Annotated in this window: 19 protein-coding genes and 1 pseudogene; 6 read left to right on the forward strand and 14 right to left on the reverse strand. The window is 72.0% G+C overall.

Features of this window, described 5'->3' with window-relative positions; translation table 11 throughout:
- Window positions 1-35: 35 nt before the first annotated feature.
- From ABH923_RS18255 to ABH923_RS18265, 3 genes are read right to left on the reverse strand one after another with little or no spacing between them, the layout of a single operon-like run.
- The gene (locus ABH923_RS18255) at window positions 36-1,130 is read right to left on the reverse strand and encodes a DNA glycosylase AlkZ-like family protein (RefSeq protein ID WP_370056814.1); all 1,095 of its coding nucleotides are present in this window, start codon (window positions 1,128-1,130) and stop codon (window positions 36-38) included.
- Between the two features lie 43 nt (window positions 1,131-1,173).
- Entirely contained in the window at window positions 1,174-1,866 is a 693-nt protein-coding gene (locus ABH923_RS18260) for a DedA family protein (RefSeq protein ID WP_370056815.1), read from the reverse strand.
- Window positions 1,863-3,464 carry a glycosyltransferase family 39 protein gene (locus ABH923_RS18265; RefSeq protein WP_370056816.1) on the reverse strand — a complete coding sequence of 534 codons (1,602 nt, stop codon included), beginning with the start codon at window positions 3,462-3,464 and terminating at the stop codon, window positions 1,863-1,865. The genes ABH923_RS18260 and ABH923_RS18265 overlap by 4 nt, the downstream gene beginning before the upstream one ends.
- A gap of 104 nt (window positions 3,465-3,568) precedes the next feature.
- Here ABH923_RS18265 and ABH923_RS18270 point away from each other — a divergent pair, with 104 nt between their 5' ends.
- Window positions 3,569-6,115, forward strand: a complete 2,547-nt coding sequence (locus ABH923_RS18270) for an ATP-dependent Clp protease ATP-binding subunit (RefSeq protein WP_370056817.1) — start codon at window positions 3,569-3,571, stop codon at window positions 6,113-6,115.
- 256 nt (window positions 6,116-6,371) lie between these two features.
- Entirely contained in the window at window positions 6,372-8,759 is a 2,388-nt protein-coding gene (locus ABH923_RS18275; RefSeq protein WP_370056818.1) for a transglycosylase domain-containing protein, read from the forward strand.
- Here ABH923_RS18275 and ABH923_RS18280 read toward each other — a convergent pair.
- The 4 genes and pseudogenes from ABH923_RS18280 to ABH923_RS18295 all read right to left on the reverse strand — a co-directional run bounded on the left by ABH923_RS18280 (window position 8,756) and on the right by ABH923_RS18295 (window position 11,835).
- Window positions 8,756-9,649, reverse strand: coding sequence for a 3-methyladenine DNA glycosylase (locus ABH923_RS18280; protein WP_370056819.1), 894 nt, complete (start codon window positions 9,647-9,649; stop codon window positions 8,756-8,758). The genes ABH923_RS18275 and ABH923_RS18280 overlap by 4 nt on opposite strands.
- Before the next feature lie 19 nt (window positions 9,650-9,668).
- Entirely contained in the window at window positions 9,669-10,274 is a 606-nt protein-coding gene (locus tag ABH923_RS18285) for an HD domain-containing protein (RefSeq protein WP_370056820.1), read from the reverse strand.
- Between the two features lie 91 nt (window positions 10,275-10,365).
- Window positions 10,366-11,401 (reverse strand): annotated as a pseudogene (locus ABH923_RS18290) (alcohol dehydrogenase catalytic domain-containing protein).
- A complete protein-coding gene (locus ABH923_RS18295) occupies window positions 11,398-11,835 on the reverse strand; it encodes a (deoxy)nucleoside triphosphate pyrophosphohydrolase (protein WP_370056821.1) in 438 nt (145 codons plus the stop codon). Before ABH923_RS18295 ends, ABH923_RS18290 begins: the two are co-directional and overlap by 4 nt.
- Before the next feature lie 39 nt (window positions 11,836-11,874).
- On the opposite strand from ABH923_RS18295, the gene ABH923_RS18300 reads away from it, so the two are divergent.
- Window positions 11,875-12,417, forward strand: a complete 543-nt coding sequence (locus ABH923_RS18300; RefSeq protein ID WP_370056822.1) for a cysteine hydrolase family protein — start codon at window positions 11,875-11,877, stop codon at window positions 12,415-12,417.
- A gap of 4 nt (window positions 12,418-12,421) precedes the next feature.
- Here the strand turns inward: ABH923_RS18300 and ABH923_RS18305 are convergent, their stop codons facing one another.
- Window positions 12,422-13,540 (reverse strand): hypothetical protein, encoded by a 1,119-nt coding sequence (locus ABH923_RS18305; RefSeq protein WP_370056824.1) that lies wholly within the window; start codon window positions 13,538-13,540, stop codon window positions 12,422-12,424.
- A gap of 122 nt (window positions 13,541-13,662) precedes the next feature.
- Between ABH923_RS18305 and ABH923_RS18310 the strand changes: the two genes are divergently transcribed.
- Window positions 13,663-13,998 (forward strand): antibiotic biosynthesis monooxygenase, encoded by a 336-nt coding sequence (locus tag ABH923_RS18310; RefSeq protein WP_370056825.1) that lies wholly within the window; start codon window positions 13,663-13,665, stop codon window positions 13,996-13,998.
- 28 nt (window positions 13,999-14,026) lie between these two features.
- Here ABH923_RS18310 and hpaD read toward each other — a convergent pair whose 3' ends face one another.
- The 6 genes from hpaD to hpaH form a co-directional block, all read right to left on the reverse strand.
- Window positions 14,027-15,100: a 3,4-dihydroxyphenylacetate 2,3-dioxygenase gene (gene hpaD, locus ABH923_RS18315; protein ID WP_370056826.1), complete on the reverse strand. Its 1,074-nt coding sequence runs from the start codon at window positions 15,098-15,100 to the stop codon at window positions 14,027-14,029.
- 13 nt (window positions 15,101-15,113) lie between these two features.
- Window positions 15,114-16,610 (reverse strand): 5-carboxymethyl-2-hydroxymuconate semialdehyde dehydrogenase, encoded by a 1,497-nt coding sequence (gene hpaE / locus ABH923_RS18320; RefSeq protein WP_370056827.1) that lies wholly within the window; start codon window positions 16,608-16,610, stop codon window positions 15,114-15,116.
- 38 nt (window positions 16,611-16,648) lie between these two features.
- Window positions 16,649-17,347, reverse strand: coding sequence for a GntR family transcriptional regulator (locus ABH923_RS18325; protein ID WP_370056828.1), 699 nt, complete (start codon window positions 17,345-17,347; stop codon window positions 16,649-16,651).
- Window positions 17,329-18,762 (reverse strand): fumarylacetoacetate hydrolase family protein, encoded by a 1,434-nt coding sequence (locus ABH923_RS18330; RefSeq protein ID WP_370056829.1) that lies wholly within the window; start codon window positions 18,760-18,762, stop codon window positions 17,329-17,331. The genes ABH923_RS18325 and ABH923_RS18330 overlap by 19 nt, the downstream gene beginning before the upstream one ends.
- 80 nt (window positions 18,763-18,842) lie before the next feature.
- Window positions 18,843-19,655 (reverse strand): aldolase/citrate lyase family protein, encoded by an 813-nt coding sequence (locus ABH923_RS18335; RefSeq protein WP_370056830.1) that lies wholly within the window; start codon window positions 19,653-19,655, stop codon window positions 18,843-18,845.
- Window positions 19,640-20,425: a 2-oxo-hept-4-ene-1,7-dioate hydratase gene (gene hpaH, locus ABH923_RS18340; protein ID WP_370057391.1), complete on the reverse strand. Its 786-nt coding sequence runs from the start codon at window positions 20,423-20,425 to the stop codon at window positions 19,640-19,642. The genes ABH923_RS18335 and hpaH overlap by 16 nt, the downstream gene beginning before the upstream one ends.
- 169 nt (window positions 20,426-20,594) lie before the next feature.
- On the opposite strand from hpaH, the gene ABH923_RS18345 reads away from it, so the two are divergent.
- Both ABH923_RS18345 and ABH923_RS18350 read left to right on the forward strand, forming a co-directional pair.
- Entirely contained in the window at window positions 20,595-21,887 is a 1,293-nt protein-coding gene (locus ABH923_RS18345) for an LPXTG cell wall anchor domain-containing protein (protein ID WP_370056831.1), read from the forward strand.
- 22 nt (window positions 21,888-21,909) lie between these two features.
- Entirely contained in the window at window positions 21,910-22,866 is a 957-nt protein-coding gene (locus ABH923_RS18350; protein WP_370056832.1) for a GlxA family transcriptional regulator, read from the forward strand.
- The last annotated feature ends 73 nt before the right edge of the window (window positions 22,867-22,939 follow it).

Here is a 22,939-nt window from a genome sequence, read left to right on the forward strand (position 1 = left end):
TTTTAGGGACGTTTACGTGCCCCTCGGCGATCTGGTCAGGGGGTGTAGGCAGGTGTCAGGTTCAGCCACGTCGCGAGCGCGTCGATCTCGGCGCGTACCGCATCCCGGACCTCCGGGGTGAACGGCTCGTCCTCGTGGATTGCGGTCACGCGCAGCACTCCCGCCTTGCGGTCGGCGGCGGCGTCGAGCTTGCCGATCAGCCGGTCGCCGTGCAGGATCGGCAGCGCGAAGTAGCCCCAGCGGCGCTTGGCCGCGGGCTTGTACATCTCCAGCAGGTAGTCGAACCCGAACATCTCCTTCGTGCGCACCCGGTCGTGCACCAGCCGGTCGAACGGCGACAGCAGCGCGGTGCGGCCGGCGAACGGGAGGCCGACGGCGGCCGGGTCCACCCGCCACTCCAGCGTGCTTCCGTCGACGGTCGCCGGCTCGCCCGCCTCGCCGACCAGGGCGCGGCGGGCGATGCCGAGCGAGCGCAGCCTGCGCTCGTCGCGCAGCAGGGCGGCCTCCGCTTCCGGCACCACTTCGATTCCGGCCGGGTAGACGCGCTCGCCCAGGTCCCAGGTGCGCTGGCGGCCGATCCGGCCGGCGACGGCGACCTCACCGCGGCCCTGCAGCAGTTCGAGCAGGCGGGTGACGTTCTGGTTGTGCGTCCAGCCGGTCGACTCCCACGGCACGGCGGCGGTGTCCGGGATGTCCTTGGACAGCGTCGGGCCGCGGTCGCGCAGCAGCGCGAGCACATCGCGGCGGAACGCGTCGTTGGCGTCCAGCCACTGCTGGGCGCGCGGCAGCCGCTCCGAGGGCCAGCGCGACATCCGGTCGAGGTGGAGGCCGAGGTCGGACACCGGCCGGACCATCGCGAACGGCGGCGTGACGGGATCGTCCATCGCCTTCACCTCGTAGAGCAGCCGGTCGGACTCCAGCGCCGCCACCAGGGTCTCCGGCCGGTACGCCGCGCCGAGGCGCGTGTACGCGATGAGGTCGGCGCTCGGGGCGATCACCGCGGTGGGGTCGAGCTGGAGGAAGGTCAGGCTCTCGGCGAGGGGCACGAGCCCGGCGGCCCGGTCGGCGTCCAGGCGTTGCGCGCGCACGGCGATCCGGCGCGCTTCGTCGCGGTCCAGGGTGACGGCCATGCCCCCACGCTAGCGGCGGCCGCCGACGACGGGGCGCTGCGGCTTACGACTCGACGCGCGACTTCTCGACGCGCGACTTCCGCCGCCGCAGCGCGATCGCCCGCACCAGCACCGGTCCGACCGAGATCACGACGATCCCGATGAGCACGATGTCCAGGTACTTCGACACGAAGTCCGCGACGCCCGGGATGTGGCCGAGGCCGAAGCCGATGAGCGTGACGGCGGCGGCCCAGACCGCGGCGCCGATCACGTTGAAGAGGCTGAAGACGCCGTGGCGCATCCGGCCGACCCCGGCCGCGACCGGCGCGAAGGTGCGGACCACGGGCACGAAGCGGGCGACCACGACAGCGCCGCTGCCGTACTTGTCGAAGAATCCCTGCGTGCGCGCGACGCTCGCCCGGCTGAACACCCCGGACTCGCGCCGATCGAACACGGCCGGCCCGGACTTCCGGCCGATCAGGTAGCCGACCTCGCCTCCCGCGGTCGCGGCGATGGCGACGGCCACGATCACCAGCCAGAGCGGCTGCGGGATGTGCCCGGTGAGCGTGAGCACGCCCGCGAAGAACAGCAGGGTGTCGCCGGGCAGGAAGAAGCCGAGCAGCAAGCCGGTCTCGGCGAAGACGATCGCGCAGATGCCGAGCAGCGCCCAGGGACCTGCGGCCTGGATGAGGCCCTGCGGGTCGAGGAGGCCGGTATGGACGAGGACGCCGGCGGCGGCCAGTGCGTGGGGGGTCATGGGGTCCTTTCGTACAGCGAGATCAGCTCGCGATGCGTCGCGATCCGCGTGGAGGTCTCGTGGAAGCCGAGAGCGGTGAGGTCGGCGACGCCGTAGTCGTCGACCGAGCCGGGGGAGGAGGCGTATTCGATCAGCCAGACCCGGTCGACGCCGTCGAACCGGCCGAGAGCGGCGGCCTGCCGCACACTGTACGCGCTGTCGTGCCAGGAGCTGGTCTTGGCGGCCGGGAGGTCGAGCGCGACGTCCGTCGTGTCCGCGAAGCCGGCGGGGTAGGTGTGCTCGGCGAGGCGGGGGCGCTTGGACGGCTTGGTCGACTCGTCGAACACGACCGCGTCGCCGGGGCGGGCGTGCGTCCCGATCGCGGCGGAGACCTCCGCCCAGTCGCTCTGATTCTTGGCGTAAGGCGTGCGCTCCGCCACGTAGACGGGGACGCACAGGGCGAGCACGAGCACACCGGCGATCACGCCCGCCCAGCGCCGCCACCGGAGGATGTCGTCCACCCCGCACGCGATCAGGAGCGCCGCCGCCGGCGCGCAGAACGACACGTACCGGGCGGTGAAGTCGGGCACGACCGCCTGCACGGCGATCAGGATGACGGGCGGCAGGAGCAGCCAGACCAGGGCGACGCCGACGAGCGACGGGGCGCGCGACTCCGTGAGGGCGAGGAACCGCTCCCCGCGAGCGCGCGCCGTCACCGACCGCTGCCGGATCGCGATCGCAGCGGCCAGGACGATGAGCGCCCAGGCCGCGATCCCGAGCGGCCAGGAGTCGCCGAACCACAGCCCGCTGAACAGGGTCTGCGGCGCCAGCTGCTGCACGGCGCCGAGGTAGGAGATCTGGTTGTGCTGGCCGATCGCGAGGACGAGGAGCGGCACGACGGCCAGCACCGCCCCGCCGACCGCGATCAGCAGGCCACGGACGGTGCGGCGCGGCGGCCGGCAGACCGCGACGATCGCGGCGTGGACCACCACGAACAGGATCGTGTAGAGGAAGAAGTACGTCCCGACCGCGAGCAGCACGCCGTAGCCGACGAACCACGCCGCCCGCGGGCGCTCACGGTCGAGCGCGGCGACGAGCAGCACGGTCAGCCACGCGACGATCGCCGCCGAGAACGCGAACGAGCGAGCCTCCTCGCCCATGTATGTGACGCGGGGGAGGATCGCGCAGACCAGGCCGGCGATGACCGCCGTGCGGGTGTCCCGCAGGCGCGCCGCCAGCAGTACGACCGCCGCTGTGGCGAGCCCGACCACGATCGCGCTCGGCAGCCGCACGGCGAACGGCGAGAACCCGAACAGGTCGCCCCAGAAGTGCAGGCCGAGATAGTAGGTGCCGTGCACGGCGTCCACGTGGCCGAGCATCTGGAACAGCGACGGCAGCGGGCGCTGGGCGGACATGATGCTGGTGGCCTCGTCGCCCCACAGCGACGGGATGCCGGAGCCGATGGCGGAGAGCACGGTCGCGAGCACGCCGAACAGCGCGGCGAGCACCGCGGGGCGGGTGAGGGACGCGGCACTCCGGGCGGGGGCCGGCCGCAGCATCGTGACAGACAGGTCGGCACCGTCCTTTCGAATCAGCGGCCGTTCCCAGTCAATCCCCATCGTCCCAAGAAAAGTCCAAGACGGCGGTGAACGCGGAATAAAGGTTTCCCCCGAGCGTTGAACTTGAGTGCAACCAACTCAACTTTAGGAAAACAGGAGATCAGGTGCCCGAGAACTTCACCCCTGAGAGCGGCAGCGAGAACTCGTTCGACGAGTTCCTCTCGCGCTACCTCGCGGGCGAGCGCGCCCGTGCCGCGCGCTCCATCGACATCAGCCGGTTCCTCAGCCGGCGCACGCAGGAACTCCTCGCCGAGGCGGGCCGTTACGCGCTCGAGCACGGCCACCGCGAGCTCGACGCCCTGCACATCCTCCGCGTGATGGCCGGGCAGGAGCCCGCGTCCGACGCCATGCGCCGCATCGGCGTCGACCCGACCGCGGTCGCCGACGCCGCCGAGCAGCGCCTCCCCGCCTCCGGCGAGTCCATCGACGCTGACGGCGCCGCGATCACGGCGTCCGCCCAGCGCGTGCTGTTCCACGCCTACCAGGTGGCCCGCGCCTCCGGTGCGACCTACATCGACCCTGAGCACCTCTTCTTCGCTCTCGTGATCGGTCAGGACGCGCCCGCCGGGCAGGTCCTCCAGGCCGCCGGCGTCACCCCGGACGCCCTCACCAACGCCATGCGGCAGTCCGCCACGGTCGGCGCGGGAGCCCAGGAGGCCGCAGAGCCGGCCGGCGACTCCGAGACCCCGATGCTCGACCAGTTCGGCACCGACCTGACCGAGCTCGCGCGCGACGGCAAGCTGGACCCGGTCATCGGCCGGCTCGACGAGATCGAGCAGACCGTCGAGATCCTCTCCCGCCGGACCAAGAACAATCCCGTCCTGGTCGGCGAGGCCGGCGTCGGCAAGACCGCGATCGTGGAGGGCCTGGCCCGCGCGATCGTCGCCGGCGAGGTGCCAGAGCAGCTGCTCGAGAAGAAGGTGGTCGCGCTCGACCTCGCCGGAATGGTCGCGGGCACCCGCTACCGCGGAGACTTCGAGGAGCGGCTCACGAAGCTCATGGACGAGATCAGCGCGGGCAAGGACGAGCTGATCGTGTTCGTGGACGAGCTGCACACCGTGGTCGGCGCCGGAGGCTCCGGCGAGTCCGGCGGCATGGACGCGGGCAACATCCTCAAGCCGCGCCTGTCGCGCGGCGACCTCCACCTGGTGGGGGCCACCACGCTCAAGGAGTACCGCCGCATCGAGAAGGACCCGGCGCTGGAGCGCCGCTTCCAGCCGGTGATGGTCGGCGAGCCGAGCGTCGAGGACGCCGTGCTCATCCTGGACGGCCTGCGCGCCGCGTACGAGGAGCACCACGCCGTCACGTACACGCCGGAGGCGATCCGCGCGGCGGTGGAGCTGTCCAACCGCTACATCTCCGACCGGTTCCTGCCCGACAAGGCGATCGACCTGATCGACCAGGCCGGCGCCCGGCTGCGGCTGTCGCTCGGCAAGCGCGTCGACGCGTCCGAGCTGATGCAGCGCCTGGCGACCCTGGAGTCCGAGAAGAACTCCGCCGTCGCCGCCGAGCACTACGAGGAGGCGTCCCGCCTGCGCGACGAGATGGAGGCCGTGCAGCACGGGATCGACGAGCTCGGGAAGGCCCCGCGCCACGCCGCAGAGGCGGTCGTGGACGAGGTCGAGATCGCGGCGATCGTCTCCCGGGCGACCGGCATCCCGGTGTCCCGCATCGGCGACGCCGACCGCGAGCGCCTCGCCGCGCTGGAGTCGGAGCTGCACGCGCGCGTCATCGGCCAGGACGACGCCGTGACCGTCGTCGCGAAGGCCGTGCGCCGCAACCGCACCGGCCTCGGCGACGAGCGCCGCCCGGTGGGCTCGTTCCTGTTCCTCGGCCCGACCGGCGTCGGCAAGACCGAGCTGGCCAAGTCGCTGGCGGAGTCGCTGTTCGGGGACGACAAGGCGATGATCCGGTTCGACATGAGCGAGTTCGGCGAGCGCCACACTGTCGCCCGTCTGGTCGGCGCCCCTCCCGGATACGTCGGCTACGACGAGGCCGGCCAGCTCACCGAGCGCGTGCGCCGCAACCCGTACTCGGTGGTGCTGTTCGACGAGATCGAGAAGGCGCACCCCGACGTGTTCAACCTGCTGCTGCAGGTTCTGGACGACGGTCGCCTGACCGACGGCCAGGGCCGAACGGTCGACTTCCGCAACACGGTCGTCATCATGACCTCCAACCTGGGCTCGGAGTTCCTGGCCTCGCGCAGCGGCGCCCTCGGCTTCGTGCCGGTCGGCTCGGGCGGGTTCGCCTCCGACAAGGACATCCGCGACCGGGTGATGGGCAAGCTTCGGGAGGCCATGCGTCCCGAGTTCCTGAACCGCATCGACGAGATCGTGCTGTTCCGCAAGCTGGACGCCGAGCAGCTCCGCGACATCGTCCGCCTGCTGCTGCAGGCGACGGCGGCCCGGCTGGCGCACCGGTTCATCGGCTTCGAGGTGACGGACGCGGCCGTGGAGTGGATCGCGGAGGCCGGCTACGAGCCGGAGTACGGCGCCCGTCCGCTGCGCCGCGTCATCCAGCGCGAGGTGGACGACCGGATCGCCGAGCTGATGGTGGCGGGCAGCGTCGCGGACGGCGGGACCGTCCTGGTCGACGCCGTCGACGGGGCGCTGCAGGTGCACCCGCGGGCGGTGTACGCGGCGGCGGCGTAGTCGCGCGCAGCGGTGAGAGGCGCCGGCTCCTTCGAGGGCCGGCGCCTTTTCGCATCCCCTTCCTGAAAGTCCCCATAGGGGTACAGTGCATGTCTCAACCCGTCCCACAGCAGACCCTGGAAGCGTGGACCCGTGCCCAACCCGGACAGATTCCCAAATTCCCCGCGCCTGCAGGCGATCGACGAGCGTATCGAGCCCCCTCAAACGGTTCGAACTGCGTACTCCGCGCTCCCGAAACGCCGCGATCGTGCAGTGGGTGGCGCTCGCGCTCGTCGCTGCGGTGCTCTCGACCTTGTTCTTTCTTCCGGGTTTCCTGGGAGCCGGCGTAGCGGCCGCTGCGGGCATCAGCGACTTCAACAAGCTGCCGGCCGACCTCAACATCGGGCAGTTCGCGCAGAACTCCACCGTGTACGCCAAGCAGGGCGGCAACGACGTCCCGATCGCGCAGTTCTACGCCCAGAACCGCAAGGACGTCGCGTGGGCCCAGGTCGCGAACGTCGCCAAGGACGCCGCCACCTCCGCCGAGGACCCCCGGTTCTACAGCGAGGGCGCCGTCGACCTGTTCGGCACGGTGCGCGGCGCGCTCTCCACCGTCGTCGGCGGGGGCGTGCAGGGCGGGTCCTCCATCACCCAGCAGTACGTCAAGAACGTCGAGGTCGAGCACTGCGAGGGCCTCACCGACCAGAAGAAGGTCACAGCCTGCTACAACGACGCGGCGGGCGTGACCCTGCAGCGCAAGATCCAGGAGATGCGGTACGCGGTCGGCCTGGAGAAGAAGTACAGCAAGCAGGACATCCTGCTCGGCTACCTCAACGTCGTCGGGTTCGGCGGCCAGGTCTACGGCATCGAGGCCGCGTCGGAGTACTACTTCAACACCACCGCCGCCCAGCTGACCCTCCCGCAGGCGGCGACCCTGATCGCGATCGTCAACAACCCGTCCAACCTGCGCATCGACGAGGCGAACAACAAGGACAACGGCGCCGCGAACGGCTACAAGCTCACCAAGGCCCGGCGCGACTACGTTCTCGACCGCATGTACGTGAACCACAAGATCTCGCTCGCCGACCGGGATGCCGCCAAGAAGACCCCCATCCAGCCGACGATCACGTCGACGCCGTCGGGCTGTGCCATCGCCCAGAACGTCAACGCCGCATACTTCTGCGACTACGTCCGCGACGTCATCCTCAACGACCCGGCGTACGGCAAGACCAGCGCCGACCGCTGGACGACGCTCAACCGCGGCGGGCTCAAGATCTACACGACCCTGAACCTCGACCTCCAGGGCGCGGCCCAGCAGGCGATCTCCAAGTACGTCCCGTCGTCGCGGCCCGACATCGACGTGGGCGCGACGAACGTGTCCGTCGAGGTCGGCACCGGGCGGATCGTCACGATGGTGCAGAACAAGACCTTCAACAACACAGACCAGCCGCAACCCGGCACGACGGCGGTGAACTACAACACCGACGAGGCCTACGGAGGCTCGCAGGGCTTCCAGACCGGTTCGACGTTCAAGGCGTTCGACCTCGCCGGCTGGCTGGAGGGCGGCCACAGTCTGTACGAGACGATCGACGCCTCCCAGCACACCTTCCAGATGTCCGACTTCTCCAGCACCTGCGGGACGGTCTCCGGCCCGCCGTGGCCGGTGTCCAACGACGAAGGCTCCGCGAGCCGGCTGTCGGTGATGCAGGCGACGGCGCAGTCCGTCAACACGGCGTTCGCCAAGATGGCCACCAAGACCGACCTCTGCTCCATCCTCAAGGCGGCGCAGAGCCTCGGCGTGCACCCGGCCAAGACCGGCGCGCAGCTCAACTCGTACCCGTCGATGATCCTCGGCACGAACAACATCGCGCCGCTGACCATGGCGACGGCGTACGCGGGCATCGCGAACGGCGGCACGGTGTGCACCCCGATCGCGATCGACAAGGTGATCAACGCCGACGGGACCCCGCACAAGGTGAGCCCGTCGACCTGCACGCAGGGCCTCCAGAAGAACATCGCGTCCGGCATCACCTACGCCCTGCAGGGCGTCATGCGCGGCGGCGGCACCGCGGCCAGCGCGAACCCGTACGACGGCACCCCGATCATGGGCAAGACCGGAACGACGGACGACTCGCTGCAGAACTGGATGATCACCTCCACCACGAAGGTGGCGCAGGCCACCTGGGTGGGCAACGTGTCCGGGTCCGTCCCGCTGCGGAGCCTCGACTTCAACGGCATCGGCGGCGGCAACGTCAAGTTCTCGATCGCCAAGCCGATCCTGAAGGCGCTCGACTCCTTCTACGGCGGCGACTCCTTCCCGAAGCCGGACAGCTCGGTGCTGTACGGCAGCCAGGTGACCGTGCCCGACGTGAGCGGCAAGACGCCCGACCAGGCGACGTCGCTGCTGCAGGGGCTCGGGCTGACGGTGACCGTCGACCAGACACCGGTCCCCAGCGACCAGCCGGCCGGCACCGTCGCGGGCACGAACCCGTCGTCGGGCTCCACCGTGGACGGCGGATCGAGCATCACCATCCAGATCAGCTCGGGTCAGAACACCTCGACGCCGGGGCCGAGCACCACGCCGACGCCGCAGCCGACCGGTGGCCTCCTCGGTGGAGGAACCGGCGGCGGCAAGGGCGGCGGCGGCGGAGGCAACGGCGGCTAAGCCGGGACGCGGTCCAGGGCGGGCGTGACCCGACGCCCGCCCGGCCACGCGTCGAGCACCCGCTGGCGCAGTGCGTTCGACCGCTCGGCGAACGCACGCTGCCGGCGCACGTACTCGGCTTTGCCCTCGGCGGTCTCGATCCGCACGGGCTCCGCGCCCCACGGCCGCATGTCGTAGGGGGAGGCCTGCATGTCGAGCAGCCGGATGTCGCGGGCGAGCTCGAACGCGTCGAGCAGGACCTCGCCGGGGACGAGCGGGCCGAGCTTCATCGCCCACTTGTAGACGTCCATTCCGGCGTGCAGGCAGCCGGGCTGCTCCAGCTCCGGCTGCGACTCACGGGTCGGTGCGAAGCGGTTGCGCGGGACGGCCTCCGGCGTGAAGAAACGGAACGCGTCGATGTGCGTGCAGCGCAGCTCTGCGGCCTCCACCACGGCGTCGGTGCCGCCCTGGCCGAGCCGCAGCGGGACGTCGTGGCGGTGCTCGTCCTGCCGGTAGACCATCGCCCACTCGTGCAGCCCGAAGCAGCCGAAGGCTCCTGGCCGCGCGGCGGTGGAGCGGAGGATGCGCTCGATCGTGGTGAGCAGCGGCGCCTTCTCGCGCTCCATCGCGGCGCGGTCGACGACGAGGCCGCCGTGCGTCTCGCCCGCGGTGTACCAGCGCCAGGACGCGCGCGGGTCGCCCGCGGCCTCCAGGAGCTCCACGCCGGCGCCGGGATGCCAGCGACGCAGCACCGACGGCGAGTAGGCGTAGTACGTGAAGAGGAAGTCCTCGATCGGGTGCTTCTCGCCGCGGGAGGCCCGGGCGCGGTGACCGGCCGTGAGCGCGTCGGCGCGCTCAGCGTGCGCGGCCTCGCGGGCGCGCCAGTCGGCGGCGGGGAGCGGGAGAGTCACCAGACGAGGATACGTGGCGTCAGCCGAGCGACTCCAGCGGGTTGTGCAGCAGCTTGCCCGCGACTCCGCGATCGACGATCCGCCTCGCCGCGGTGTCCGGCTTGCGCTCGGCCTGGTCGGTCACGCACGCCGTGAACTCGGCGGCCAGGCTGAGCCGCGGGAACGCGGCGACGACCTCCCGGCGGAACTCCACCGGCAGCACGTCGGGCCGCACGCCGGAGATGTCGAGTGCGGTCGCGACCTCCAGCAGGTGGCCCTCCGGATCGACGGCCGGGTCGACCTGCGGCCAGTTGTGCCGCACGATCACCTCGTGCGCGCGGGTCCGGCGCGCGGCCGGCCAGCCCGCGCCCGCGGTGAGCGCCTTCGCGACCTGGCCGCCGGCGTCCTCGTAGGCGAGGGTGTGGTTGTCGAACGCGGGCACGATCCCGATGTCGTGGAGCACGGCGGACACGTAGAGCAGCTCGCGGTCGACGCCGTGCAGGCCCTCGACGGTCGCGAAGCCCTCCGCCCACAGCCACGACCGGAGCACATGGTTGAGCAGGGACGGCGTGTGGTACTCGGTGGCGAGCTCGAGCGCGGCGCGGGCCGCGGCGGAGTCGGGCGCGGGGATGTCGGCAAGTCGCATCCCCCCATCCTGCCGCCTGCGCCGAAATTCGTGCCGAATGTCGACTTTCGCGCGCCGTTTCGCCACATTCGGCACGAATTTCTGCGCGGGGTTACGGGTGGGTGGGGTCGAGGACGGTGATGCCGGGGGGTGGGGGCGGACTCGGCGAGGGGGAGGAGTCGGGCGGCCTCGGCCAGGCCGACGGTGCGGGTGACGAGCAGGTCGGGGCGGAGGGCGCCCGATGCCACGAGCGCGAGCATCCCAGGGTAGTCGGCGGCCGCCATCCCGTGGCTGCCGAGGAGGTCCAGTTCCCAGGCGATCGCGCGGTCCAGCGGCAGCACAGGCATCCCGCCGGCAAGCAGGCCGATCTGCACGTGCCGGCCGCGGCGGCGCAGCGACAGCGCGCTCGCGGCCGCCGTCTCGGCCGAGCCCACCGCGTCGACCGAGACGTGCGCGCCGCCGGAGGTCAGGGTGGCGACGGCCTCGGGCGCGTCCGGGCCGGCCGGGACGGTGTGCTCGGCGCCGAGGCGTGCGGCCGCGTCGAGCGCGTCGGCCGAGCGGTCGATGGCGATCGGGCGGGCGCCGAGTGCGCGGGCGATCGCGATGGCGCTCAGCCCGACGCCGCCCGCGCCGTAGACCGCGATCCACTCGCCGGGCCGCAGCATGGCGCGCGCGGTCAGAGCGCGGTAGGCGGTCGCGAACCGGCAGCCGAGGGCGGCCGCGGCGGAGTCCGGGAGGCCGTCGGGCACCGCCACCAGGTTGAGGTCGGCCGCCCGCACAGCCACGAGCTCGGCGTGCGAGCCCCAGTGTGTGAAGCCGGGCTGGGTCTGCTGCGGGCACACCTGCGCCTGCCCCGACCGGCACCACTCGCACGTGCCGCAGCCGTTGACGAACGGCGCCGTGACCCGGTCGCCGGGCCTCCAGCTCTCGACACCGGCCCCGACCGCCTCCACGACGCCGGCGAACTCGTGACCCGGGACGTGCGGCAGCCGCACCGAGTCGTCGTGGCCCGCCCAGGCGTGCCAGTCGCTCCGGCAGAGCCCGGACGCGCCGACGCGGATGAGCGCCCCGCCGTCCGGCAGCTCGGGCGAGGGGAGGTCGCCGACCCCGACCGGGCCGGAGAACGTCTCGTAGTGCAGTGCCTTCATCGGGTCTCCTCCTCCACGGTCGCCGCCGCGGCCAGCTCCGCCGCCGCCATCCTCCCCAGTAGCGTGACCACGGGCCGGTCGGCGTCCGCCCACTCCAGGCCCTCGAGGTCGTCCGTCGCGCGCCACTCCAGCGCGTCGTGATCGGTGGAGGCCGTCGGCGCGGGGCCTGCCAGCGTCACCGCGTAGCAGGCCAGCTCGACACCCCCGGTGGCGGTCCTGTCGAGCAGCGCGCCTACCCGTGCCTCAGCGCCGAGCTCCTCGCGCAGCTCGCGGCGCAGCGCCTCCTCGGGCGTCTCACCGGCCTCCACCTTGCCGCCGGGGAACTCCCACCGACCTGCCGCGTCCTTGTGCGCGGCGCGCCGGCAGGCCAGCACGGCGCCGTCGCGCACGATCACCGCGGCGACGACGGGGAGGGGGCGGATCGGGGAGGTCACCGTCCCATCCTGCCCCGTCCGGGATGCCAGGATGGTCACGTGACCGACACGAACCCTACCGTCCTGCTCGTGATCGACCTGCAGAAGGGGGTGCTCCCGGGCTGCTTGGACGCGGATGGCGTCATCGCCCGCACCGCCGCGCTCGTCGACCGGGCACGCGCCGCCGGCACCCCGGTGGTCTGGGTGCAGCACGAGGAGGAGGACCTCCCGTGGGAGAGCGCGCCGTGGCAGCTCGCCGACGGCCTGGTCCCGGCGAAGGGCGAGGCGCTCGTGCGCAAGGAGTACCGCGACGCGTTCGCGGGCACCGACTTGGACGAGGTGCTGGAGTCCCTCGACGCCACCCGCCTGGTGGTCGCCGGCGCGCAGACGGACTTCTGCATCCGCACCACCACGCAGAGCGCGGCGGTGCGCGGCTTCGACGTCGTGCTCGTCGGCGACGCGCACACGACGACCGACGCGGAGTGGGAGGGCGTGACCATCAGCGCGGAGCAGATCGTCGCGCACACCAACCGCTACTTCTCGGGGCTGCGCTACCCGGGGCAGGAGTTCGCGGTGGCAACGGCAGCCGGCGTGGAGCTCTGACCACTCACGGCGTCCACCGCAGCTCGATGATCTCGTGCGCGTCGCTGAGGTAGAACACGTTCTGCGTGCCCTCGTCGACCTCCACGAACGCGACGGGGTCGCCGACGATCGCCGGCGCGCCGACCAGCGGCCCGATGTCGTTCGTGTGCCAGACGCCCTCCTGCCACCAGAGCTCGTGCACGTTGTTGTCGTGCCCCGTGAAGATCACGTGCTGCGTCGCGACCGGCTGGAAGAGTCCCGCCTCGAACGCGTAGCCCGCCGGGCTGGAGGTGGCATACGGCGTGACCGCGGACGCGGCGGTGGTGAGGTCGAAGTAGTGCCAGCCCGACGCATCCCACCACAGCTCGATCAGCCGGCCGTTGCCGCTCACGTAGTCGATGTGCTGCGTGCCCTGCCCGCGGAACACGTACCCGTTCACCGTCTCGGCGTCGCTCACGATCGGCGCGCCGGTGGCCGCGGTGAGGTCGCCCCAGTGCCAGGCGGAGGCGTCCCTCCAGAACTCCAGCAGATGCCCCAGGTCGGTGCGGACCAGCACGTGCGCGGTCCGCTGGTCCTCGAACGAGTACCCGGTCGGCGCGGCATCCGGGGCGCAGGGCGGGGCCCCGGTCGCCGCGGTGAGGTCGAGGTCGTGCCAGCCGTTCCCCGAGTTGCTCAGCTCATGGATGTGGCCGCCGCCGCGCGCCTGGTAGACCACGCGCTGCGTGCCGTCGTAGTACGTCTCGTAGCCGAGCGGCTGCGAGAGGGTGAGCGGCGCTCCCGCGGCATCGGTGAGGTCGTTGGCGTTCCAGCCGTCGTCCTCGGTGTACCAGAGCTCGTGGACGTGGCCGTCGAACCGCTGGCCCTGGTACACCACGTGCTGCGAGCCCTGGTGCGCCCAGATGTAGCCGTTCGCGTTGGTCGCGGCGGCCGCGCCTCCCGCCTCCGAGACGAGGTTCTTGACGTTCCAGTCGTCGCTCGCGCTGCAGTACAGCTCGTAGAGCTGTCCGTCGCCGCCGGTGAGCGAGTTGTAGCCCTGGAACACGACGTGGCGCGTGAACTGCGCGAACAGCCACGCGGTCGGCTGGTACACGGCGTGCGGCGCCCCGGAGGTGGCCGTCGTCAGGTTCTTGAGTCTCCAACCCATGATCCGCTCCGATCGTGCGCCGTCGGCGCCGGGAATCGGCGTCGACAGCCCCAGCGTAGGCGCGAGCGGGCCGCTGCGGGCTGGCGGATTCGTGGTACTTTTCCCCCGGCGAGGGGAGTGCCGTGTACACGTCGACCTTCATCTTCGAGGCGAAGCCCTACGACGACGATTTCCACCGGTTCAACGACGAGATCGCCGCGCGAGCCCGCGTCATCCCGGGCTTCCTCGGCGAGGAGGAGTGGCACAACGAGGCCACCGGGCTCCATGCCGAGGTGTATCACTGGGAGACGCTGGAGGCGTTGCAGCAGTTGATCGGCATGCCGGTGCACCGGGAGGCCAAGGGCGTGCATGAGCGGTGGATCGGCCGGTACCGGGTGGTGATCGCGGAGGTCGTCAGTGTGTACGGAGAGCGGGGGCTGGGGCTGGAGCATGTGCCGCCGGAGGGGGCGACGGCCTGAGCGACGAGCCCAGCCCTGCAACCTCCCCTTACAACTGCGCCCCCAACTTGAACCCGTGCTCCGTATCGTCCTTCCGCGTATACGAGAACCCGTCCGCCCCGATCGTGACTGCCATTTCCGAGTCGTCCGTGCGCGCCGTCAGCGGCTGCACGTTCCCGTCCAGGTCGAGCACGGCCGACGCGTCCGTGTACCACGACGGCACGACCGGATTGCCCCACCAGTCGCGGCGCTGGTTGTCGTGGACGTCCCAGGTGACCACCGGGTTGTCCGGGTCGCCGGTGTAGTAGTCCTGCGTGTAGATCTCGACGCGGTGGCCGTCCGGGTCGCGCAGGTACAGGTAGAACGCGTTGGAGACGCCGTGGCGGCCGGGGCCGCGCTCGATCGCGTCGCTCATGCGGAGGGCGCCGAGCTTGTCGCAGATCGCGATGATGTTGTGCTTCTCGTGGGTGGCGAACGCGACGTGGTGCATGCGCGGGCCGTCGCCGCCGGTCATGGCGGTGTCGTGCACGGTGGGCTTGCGGCGCATCCACGCCGCGTACGTCGTGCCTGCCTCGTCCTGGATGTCCTCCGTCACCCGGAAGCCGAGGTCCTCCATGTACTTCACAGCGCGGGGGACGTCGGGGGTCACCTGGTTGAAGTGGTCGATGCGCACGAGCTCGCCCGGGGTGTGGATGTCGTAGCGCCAGGTCAGCCGCTCGACGTGCTGGACATCGTAGAAGAACTCGTACGGGAAGCCGAGCGGGTCCTCCACGCGGACGCTGTCGCCGACGCCCTTGGTGAAACCGCCCGGCCGACGCTCGATCCGGCAGCCGAGCTCAGTGTAGAACGCGACGGCGCGGTCCAGGTCCTCCGGGGTCCGCACGCGGTAGGCGAACGCGGCGACGGCGGCGATCGGGCCCTTCCGCAGCACGAGGTTGTGGTGGATGAACTCCTCGAGGCTGCGCAGGTAGACCGCGTCCTCGTCCTCCTCGGTGATGTGGAGGCCGAGCACGTCGACGTAGAAGTCGCGGCTGGCCTGCAGGTCGGTGACGACGAGCTCCATGTACGCGGCGCGGACGACGTCCGGCGGCGTGGCGGCGGGGGTGGGGATGGGCGTGCTCATGCTGACTCCTTCGTCATTCGGCGCCGAAGCGCGGCGTGTGGACCGGGCCCAGCGTGATGTGGACGGCCTGCTGGTCGGTGTAGAAGTCGATGGAGCGGTAGCCGCCCTCGTGGCCGAGGCCGGAGGCCTTCACTCCGCCGAACGGGGTGCGGAGGTCGCGGACGTTGTGCGAGTTGAGCCAGACCATCCCGGCCTCGACGTTCTGGGCGAAGGTGTGGGCGCGCTGGAGGTCGTTGGTCCAGAGGTAGGCGGCGAGGCCGTACTTCACGCCGTTGGCGAGCTCCAGGGCCTCGGCCTCCGAGTCGAACGGCGTGATCGCCACGACCGGGCCGAAGATCTCCTCCTGGAAGATGCGGGCGTCGGGCGCGACATCGGCGAACACGGTCGGCGCGACGTAGTTGCCGTGGTCGATGCCCTCTGGACGCCCGCCGCCAGCGAGGAGGCGGCCCTCCTGCTTGCCGAGTTCGACGTAGCTCATCACCTTGTCGTAGTGCTCGGGGTGCACGAGCGCGCCGACCTCGGTCTTCGGGTCGTGCGGGTCGCCGACGACGATGCGCTTCGCGCGCTCCGCGTACCGCTCGCAGAACTCGTCGTAGACCGCGCGCTCGACCAGGATGCGGGAGCCGGCGGTGCAGCGCTCGCCGTTCAGCGAGAACACGCCGAACACGGTGGAGTCGATCGCGGCGTCCAGGTCGGCGTCGGCGAAGACGATCGCGGGGGACTTGCCGCCGAGCTCCATCGACAGCCCCTTCAGGAAGGGCGCGGCGTTCGCGAAGATGAGCTGCCCGGTGCTGCTCTCGCCCGTGAAGGAGATGAGCGGGACGTCGGGATGCTTCACCAGCGCGTCACCCGCCTCCTCGCCGAGGCCGTTGACCAGGTTGAACACGCCGTCCGGCACGCCGGCCTCGCGGAAGATCTCGGCCCAGAGCGACGCCGACAGCGGGGTGAACTCGGCCGGCTTGAGGACGACAGTGTTGCCGGTCGCGAGCGCGGGGGCGAGCTTCCAGCTCTCCAGCATGAACGGGGTGTTCCACGGCGTGATGAGCCCGGCGACGCCGATCGGCTTGCGGTTGACGTAGTTGAGCTGGCTGCCCGGGACCGTGAAGGCGTCGTCGGCCTGGGCGACGATCAGGTCGGCGAAGAAGTGGAAGTTCTCGGCCGCGCGCTGCGCCTGGCCCAGCGCCTGCGTGATCGGGAGGCCGGTGTCGAAGGTCTCCAGTTCGGCGAGGCGGGCGTCCTGCGCGGCGACCGCGTCGGCGATCCGGTTCAGGACGCGGGCGCGCTCGCGCGGCTTCATCCGCGGCCACGGCCCCTCCCGGAACGCGCGCTTCGCGGCGGCGACGGCGAGGTCGATGTCCTCCTTCTGGCCGGCGGCGGCCTGCACATAGGTCTCGTTGGACACCGGGTCGAGCACGTCGAACGTCCTCCCGGAGACGCTGTCGACGAACCTCCCGTCGATGAAGTGCTGGATCTTCGCCGGAAGTCCGGCGGGGACGTGGTGCTGCGGCATGCGCGGCCTCCTGTCTGATGCGTGGTTCTGTAGGGACGTCAGTGCTGGCGCTCGGCCTGGTAGTGCTGGAGCGCGTCCAGGGTGGCGAGCCGGTGGTCGCGGGCGGCGAGCTCGATGTCGATGGGGTCGGCGCCGGTCTCGATCAGCCGGAGGATCTGCTCGTGCTCGGCCACCGACTCGCGGGCGCGGCCCGGCACGAAGCTGAACGTGGAGTCGCGCAGCACGGTCAGGCGGTTCCAGCCGCGGTGCACGAGGTCGAGGATGTGCGGATTCGGGCACTCCTCGAACAGCACGGCGTGGAACCGCTGGTTGAGCTCGGTGAAGCGGTGCGGGATGAAGTCGTCCAGGCACGCGGTCAGCTCGCGGTTGATCATCCGGGCGCGGTGGAGGTGGTCGCCGTTCAGCAGCGGGGCGGACAGTCGGGTGGCCGCGCCCTCGACCAGGGCGAGGGTCTCCATCGTGTACGCGTACTCGGCGTCGTGCAGCAGGGCGACCTGGGCGCCGACGTTCTTCTCGAACGTCACGAGCCCCTCGGCCTCCAGCCGCCGGATCGCCTCCCGCACCGGGACGACGCTGATGCCGAGCTCTCCGGCGATCTGGCCGAGGACGAGCCGGAACCCGGACACGTAACGGCCGTCGTCGATGCGCGCGCGGATGAAGTCGTACGCGAGCTGGGACTTGCTCGGCGCCGTGGACGCCTTCGCCGGCGCCGCGGTCTTCACTGCTGCGTCAGCCATGCCTGGTACCTCTCCTTCCAGGCGGCGTTCATCGGGAACAGGCCATCGACCTTCTCGCCGGCCCGCACCATCTCCGCGATGAACGCCTCCTCGCGCTCCTGCTCGATCGCGTCCGCGACCACCTCGGCCACGAGCGCGGGCGGGATGACGAGGAGGCCGTCCGCGTCGCCCACGATGACGTCGCCGGGCAGCACGGTCGCGCCGCCGCAGGCGATCGCTACGTCCGCGTCCCACGGGATGTGCTTGCGGCCGAGCACCGCCGGGTGCGGGCCGGCGTGGTAGGTCGGGATGTCGAGCGCGGCGACCTCCGCGAGGTCGCGGACGCCGCCGTCGGTCACGATCCCGGCCGCGCCGCGCACCTGCGCGCGCAGCGCCAGCACGTCGCCGACGGTGCCGCTGCCGCGCTCGCCGCGCGCCTCGATGACGAGCACCTCGCCGACGCCGACCGCGTCGAACGCACGCTTCTGGGCGTTGTAGCCGCCGCCGTGCGAGGCGAAGAGGTCCTCGCGGCCGGGGAGGTAGCGCAGCGTCCGCGCGGTGCCGACGAGGCGAGCGCTTGGGCGGGTGGAGGTGAGGCCGTCGATGGACACTGCGTTCAGCCCGCGCTTGCGGAGCTGGGAGCTGAGGGTGGCGGTGGAGACGGAGGCGAGTCGGGCGCGGAGGTCATCGGTCAACGCGAACGCGGGTGCGGGAGGCGTACCCCACGCTTCCGACCGCTGCAGGTCGTCCACGCTCGGCTTCGACCCGAAGTCGCCGAACGCGACGGTGCCCTCGGTGATCCGGGTGACCAGACGGCCGGTGCTCGGGGCGCCGGGCGCGGTCGGGGCGTCGACCTCGACCTCCACCGTGTCGCCGGGCTGCGTGACCGACGACCCCGCCGGCGTGCCGGTGAGGATGACGTCGCCGGGCTCCAGCGTCATCAACTGCGAGAGGTCGGCGACCAGGCGGCCGAACGGGAAGAGCAGGTCGTCGCTCGTGCCGTCCTGCACGAGTTCGCCGTTCAGCCAGGTGCGCACCCGCACGGCGCCGGGTTCGAGGGCTGCGGCCGGGATGATCGCGGGGCCGAGCGGGGTGAAGCCGTCGCCGCCCTTCGAGCGGACGTTGGAGCCCTTGTCGGCGGCGCGCAGGTCGTAGAGGCCGAAGTCGTTCGCGGCGGTGATGCCGGACACGGCCGCCCAGCCCTCCTCGGGGGAGACCCGGCGGGTGGGCCGGCCGATGATGAGCGCGACCTCGCCCTCGAACGCGAGGAGCTCGGTGCCGGCCGGACGTTCGAGCACGTCGCCGGAGGCGGCGACCGAGGAGGCCGGCTTGAAGAAGTAGGAGGGCTGCGCGGGGGTGCGTCCGCGCTGCGCGGCGCGCGAGCGGTAGTTGAGGTGCACCGCGATGATCTTGCCGGGCCGGCCGATGTCGCTCACAGCTCAGGTCTCCTCGTCGTCGGGGATGGATGGAACGTATTCGAGATTGTATACGATCTGACGAACGGGCGGAAGGGGCGTCAGTACGACGCCGGGGCCGGACCTCCGTCGGCGTCGCCGATGAACCGCGACGCGAGCCCCTCGGAGGCCCGCGCCAGCAGCGTCACATCGCTGCCGACCAGCACGTACGCGGCGCCGGCCTCGGCGTACCTGGCGGCCATCGCCGGGTCGAACGCATTGACGCCCACCGGTGTCCCGGCCTCCCGCCCCGCCTGGATGACGCTCTCGACGGCGGCCACGACATCCGGGTGGTCCTGCTGCCCGAGCAGGCCCATCGACGCGGCGAGGTCCGCGGGGCCGACGAGCAGGGCGTCGACGCCCTCCACGGCCGCGATGGCGGCTGCCGCGTGCAGGCCGTCGGCCGTCTCGATCTGCACGGTCAGCGACACCAGCTCGTGGGCGCGGGCCAGGTAGTCCGGGACGCGGCTCCAGCGCGACGACCGCGCCAGTGCGCTGCCGACGCCGCGGACGCCGAGCGGCGGATACCGCACCGCCCGCACCATCTCCTCGGCCTCCCGCACGCTGGACACCATCGGCACCAGCACGTTCTGCGCGCCCAGGTCGAGGAGCTGCTTGAGGATCACCGCATCCCCGATCGGCGCGCGCACCACCGGGACGACTGGGTAGACGGCCGCCGCCTGGAGCTGCGCCAGGATGGACTCCAGCCCGACGGGGGAGTGCTCGCCGTCGATCAGGAGGATGTCGAGTCCGCTGCCCGCGCAGATCTCGGCGACGAGCGGGCTGCCCGCGCACGACCACATCCCGTACAGGGTGCGGTCGGCCGCGCGGAGGCGGTCGGCGAAGGTCGGCGCGGAGGTCAGGCGAATCGGCATGTCACGGCTCCCAGAGTCCCGTAGTCGGCGTGGATGGTGTCGCCCCGCTCCACCCAGAGCGGGCGGGTGAACGAGCCGGCGAGGACGATGTCCCCTGCATCCAGGCGCGTCCCGTGCTGCGCGAGCTTGTTCGCGAGCCACGCGACACCGGCGGCGGGATGGTCGAGCACCGCGGCGGCGACGCCGGACTCCTCGATGCTCTCGTTGCGGTACAGCAGCGCGGACACCCAGCGCAGGTCGACCGCGTCGACCGCGACGGGGCGGCCGCCGACGACCATGCCGCCCATCGCGGCGTTGTCGGAGATGGTGTCGACGATGGTCCGGCCCGCCAGCTCGATGCGGGAGCTGAGGATCTCGAGCGCGGGAACGACGTACTTCGTCGCGTCGAGCACGTCGAACAGCGTGACGTCCGGCCCCTCCAGCGGCTCGGCGAGCACGAAGGCCAGCTCGACCTCGATCCGCACGTTCGAGTACCGGTCGAACGGGATGACCGACCCGGTCTCGCGGACCATGTCCGCGAAGATCGCGCCGTAGTCCGGCTCGGTGATCCCCGTCGCCTGCTGCATCACCTTCGAGGTCAGCCCGATCTTGCGGCCGACCAGGCGTCGCCCGGCGGCGAGCCCGCGCTCGACCCAGACGCGCTGCACGGCGTAGGCGTCGTCCACCGTCATGCCGGGGTGGCGGGCGGTCAGCAGCGGGACCGTCGCGCGCTCGCGCTCGGCGTCCGCGAGCTCGTCGGCGATCGCGTGGATGGTGGAGGTGTCGAGCATCGGCGGCTCCCTGTCGTCGTCGGAGGGCGTCATCCGGGCCCGGAGGGGACCCGTTCAGGATCGTATATCATCCGGGGCGACCGGTCGAGGTCGCGTCCCGCTAGGCTGTGCTCACCCCTGGATTCACCCGAACCGGCGCGGACCAGCGCGCCCCTCCCGAAGGACCACTGTGCGCCGTCGCCCGTTCCGTACCCTCTCGTCTGCCGCCGGCCTCGCGCTCCTCGTCGGCGGCGTCGCCCTCGCGGCAGCACCGGCCGCCGCGAACAGCGCGTCCCCGGCCACCTGCGTCACGAACTGCACCGCGGTCTTCGACACCGCGGGCACCGCGACCTTCACGGCGCCGCCCGCCGCGACCAGCCTTACGGCGACGGTCGTCGGCGCGTCCGGCGCGGCAGCTCCCCTCGCGATCACCGCCGACCCGACCGCGGTCGGCGGCGCGGGAGGCAGCGCGACGGTCGATCTGGGCGCGGCGTTCGCCGGCCACGCGCTCGGCGTCACTGTGGGCGCCGCCGGGAGCGGCAGCGCGAGCGTGCTCACCTCCGCCGGAAGCCTCGTGGCCGTCGCGGGCGGCGGTGGAGGCGGCGGCTACGCAGGCCTCCTCGACCTCCCCGGCCAGATCTTCGCCACGTATCCGGGTGGCGCGGGCGGCTCGCCGACGACGGCCGGAGTCACGCCCGGTGCGCCGGGCGCGGCCTTCGGGACGCTCGCTGCGAACGGCGGAGGCGGCTCCGCGGCCGCCGGAGCCGCGGGCGCCGGTGACGCGCCGGGAACGACCGGCAGCGCCCCGGCCGGCATCGCCGCGGCGGCGGGCGGTACGGGAGGCTCGCTCACGATCGGCGCCACCACGCACCACGCCGGCTCCGGCGGCGCGGGCTACGCGGGTGGCGGCGGCGGCGCGATCATGCGCAACGTCCCCAACGGCGACGACAACGTCGACGTCGTCGCACCGGGCGGCGGCGGCTCCGGCTTCCTCGCGAGCGGCCTGACGGCCTCTGCCGCCGCAGCCGGGACCGGCACCGGAACGGTGACGTTCACGTGGTCCTTCACCCCGACGGCGACCACGTCGGCGACGACCGTGAAGCCCGGCGACACGATCACCGTCCAGGTGAGCGGTCTTCCTTCGAACATCCCGTTCACGGAGACCTTCGCCGGGGCGACCGTCGCGAGCGGCACGACCGACGCGTCGGGGGCTGCCACAGTGACGTTCACGGTCGCCGCCGGCCAGGCCGCGCGGTCCTTCCCGGTGCAGACGGTGGTCGCCGGCGCGGTCGTCGCCGGCACCAGCGCGGTGACGGTGGCCATCCCGGCGCCGGCCGCGGCTGCCGGGACGCCCACCGGGCCCGAGCTCGCGGCGACCGGCTCCACGACGGCGGACTGGGCGCCGGCGGGAGGGGCGGCCGCAGTGCTGCTCGTCGCGGCCGGCGCGCTGGCGCTCGTGCTGCGTCGGCGGGTGCGGGCCTGAGCACCTCGCTACGCTGACCTTTGTGCCAGCGCCCCTGCATCGCGTCGCCGTCCTCGTGCTGGAGGGCGCCAAGCCCTTGGACGTCGGCATCCCGGCGCAGGTGTTCACCACGCGCGCCAGCATGCCGTACGAGGTCCGCGTGTGCGGCGCCGCGCCCGGGCTCGTGACCGGTGGCGACGGGCTCTCGTACCACGTGGCGCACGGCCTGGAGGCGCTCGCCTGGGCGGACATCGTGTTCCTGCCCGGCTACCGGCATCCCGACCGCGACGACCCGCCGGCCGCGGTGATGGAGGCCCTGCTCGCAGCCCACGCGCGCGGCGCCCGGCTGGCCGCGATCTCCACCGGCGCCTTCGCGCTGGCGGCGACCGGCCTCCTCGACGGCAAGCGCGCCACGACGCACTGGCACTACACGCGTGCGCTCGCGCAGCGGCACCCGCTGATCCGGGTGGACGAGAACGTGCTGTTCGTCGACGAGGGCGACGTGCTCACGTCGGCGGGCGCGGCCAGCGGGATCGACCTCTGCCTGCACATCCTCCGCGGCGACCTCGGCATCGCCGCCGCCAACCACGCCGCCCGACGCCTGGTCGCCGCGCCGTACCGCAGCGGGGGACAGGCGCAGTACGTCCCGCGCAGCGTGCCCGAGCCGTTGGGCGAACGGTTCGCGGCCGTCCGGGAGTGGGCGCTGCACCGGCTCGGGGACCCGCTCACGCTGGAGGTGCTCGCACGCAGGGCCGCCGTGTCGCCGCGCACCTTCTCCCGCCGCTTCGTGGAGGACACCGGCTACACGCCCATGCAGTGGGTGATGCGGGCGCGCATCGACGTCGCCCGCGAACTGCTGGAGCGCTCCGAGCTCAGCGTCGAGCAGATCGCAGCGGATGTCGGCCTCGGCACCGGCGCCAACCTCCGCCTGCACTTCCAGCGCATCCTCGGCACCACCCCCAGCGAGTACCGCCGCACCTTCTCCGGCGACGCCGGCTGACATTCGTGCGGAATGTGGCGAATATCGCCGCGAATCGCGACATTCGGCACGAATGCGGCGGCGTGGCGGGATC

The sequence above is a fragment of the Leifsonia sp. EB41 genome, from assembly GCF_041262565.1.
GTDB lineage: Bacteria > Actinomycetota > Actinomycetes > Actinomycetales > Microbacteriaceae > Leifsonia.

Excerpts from the sequence above, each read along its gene's own strand:
- ABH923_RS18255 (WP_370056814.1), bottom strand. The coding sequence starts at position 1,130 with ATGGCCGTCACCCTGGACCGCGACGAAGCGCGCCGGATCGCCGTGCGC.
- ABH923_RS18260 (WP_370056815.1), bottom strand. The coding sequence starts at position 1,866 with ATGACCCCCCACGCACTGGCCGCCGCCGGCGTCCTCGTCCATACCGGC.
- ABH923_RS18265 (WP_370056816.1), bottom strand. The coding sequence starts at position 3,464 with ATGGGGATTGACTGGGAACGGCCGCTGATTCGAAAGGACGGTGCCGAC.
- ABH923_RS18285 (WP_370056820.1), bottom strand. The coding sequence starts at position 10,274 with ATGCGACTTGCCGACATCCCCGCGCCCGACTCCGCCGCGGCCCGCGCC.
- ABH923_RS18305 (WP_370056824.1), bottom strand. The coding sequence starts at position 13,540 with ATGGGTTGGAGACTCAAGAACCTGACGACGGCCACCTCCGGGGCGCCG.
- hpaD (WP_370056826.1), bottom strand. The coding sequence starts at position 15,100 with ATGAGCACGCCCATCCCCACCCCCGCCGCCACGCCGCCGGACGTCGTC.
- hpaE (WP_370056827.1), bottom strand. The coding sequence starts at position 16,610 with ATGCCGCAGCACCACGTCCCCGCCGGACTTCCGGCGAAGATCCAGCAC.
- ABH923_RS18325 (WP_370056828.1), bottom strand. The coding sequence starts at position 17,347 with ATGGCTGACGCAGCAGTGAAGACCGCGGCGCCGGCGAAGGCGTCCACG.
- ABH923_RS18335 (WP_370056830.1), bottom strand. The coding sequence starts at position 19,655 with ATGCCGATTCGCCTGACCTCCGCGCCGACCTTCGCCGACCGCCTCCGC.
- hpaH (WP_370057391.1), bottom strand. The coding sequence starts at position 20,425 with ATGCTCGACACCTCCACCATCCACGCGATCGCCGACGAGCTCGCGGAC.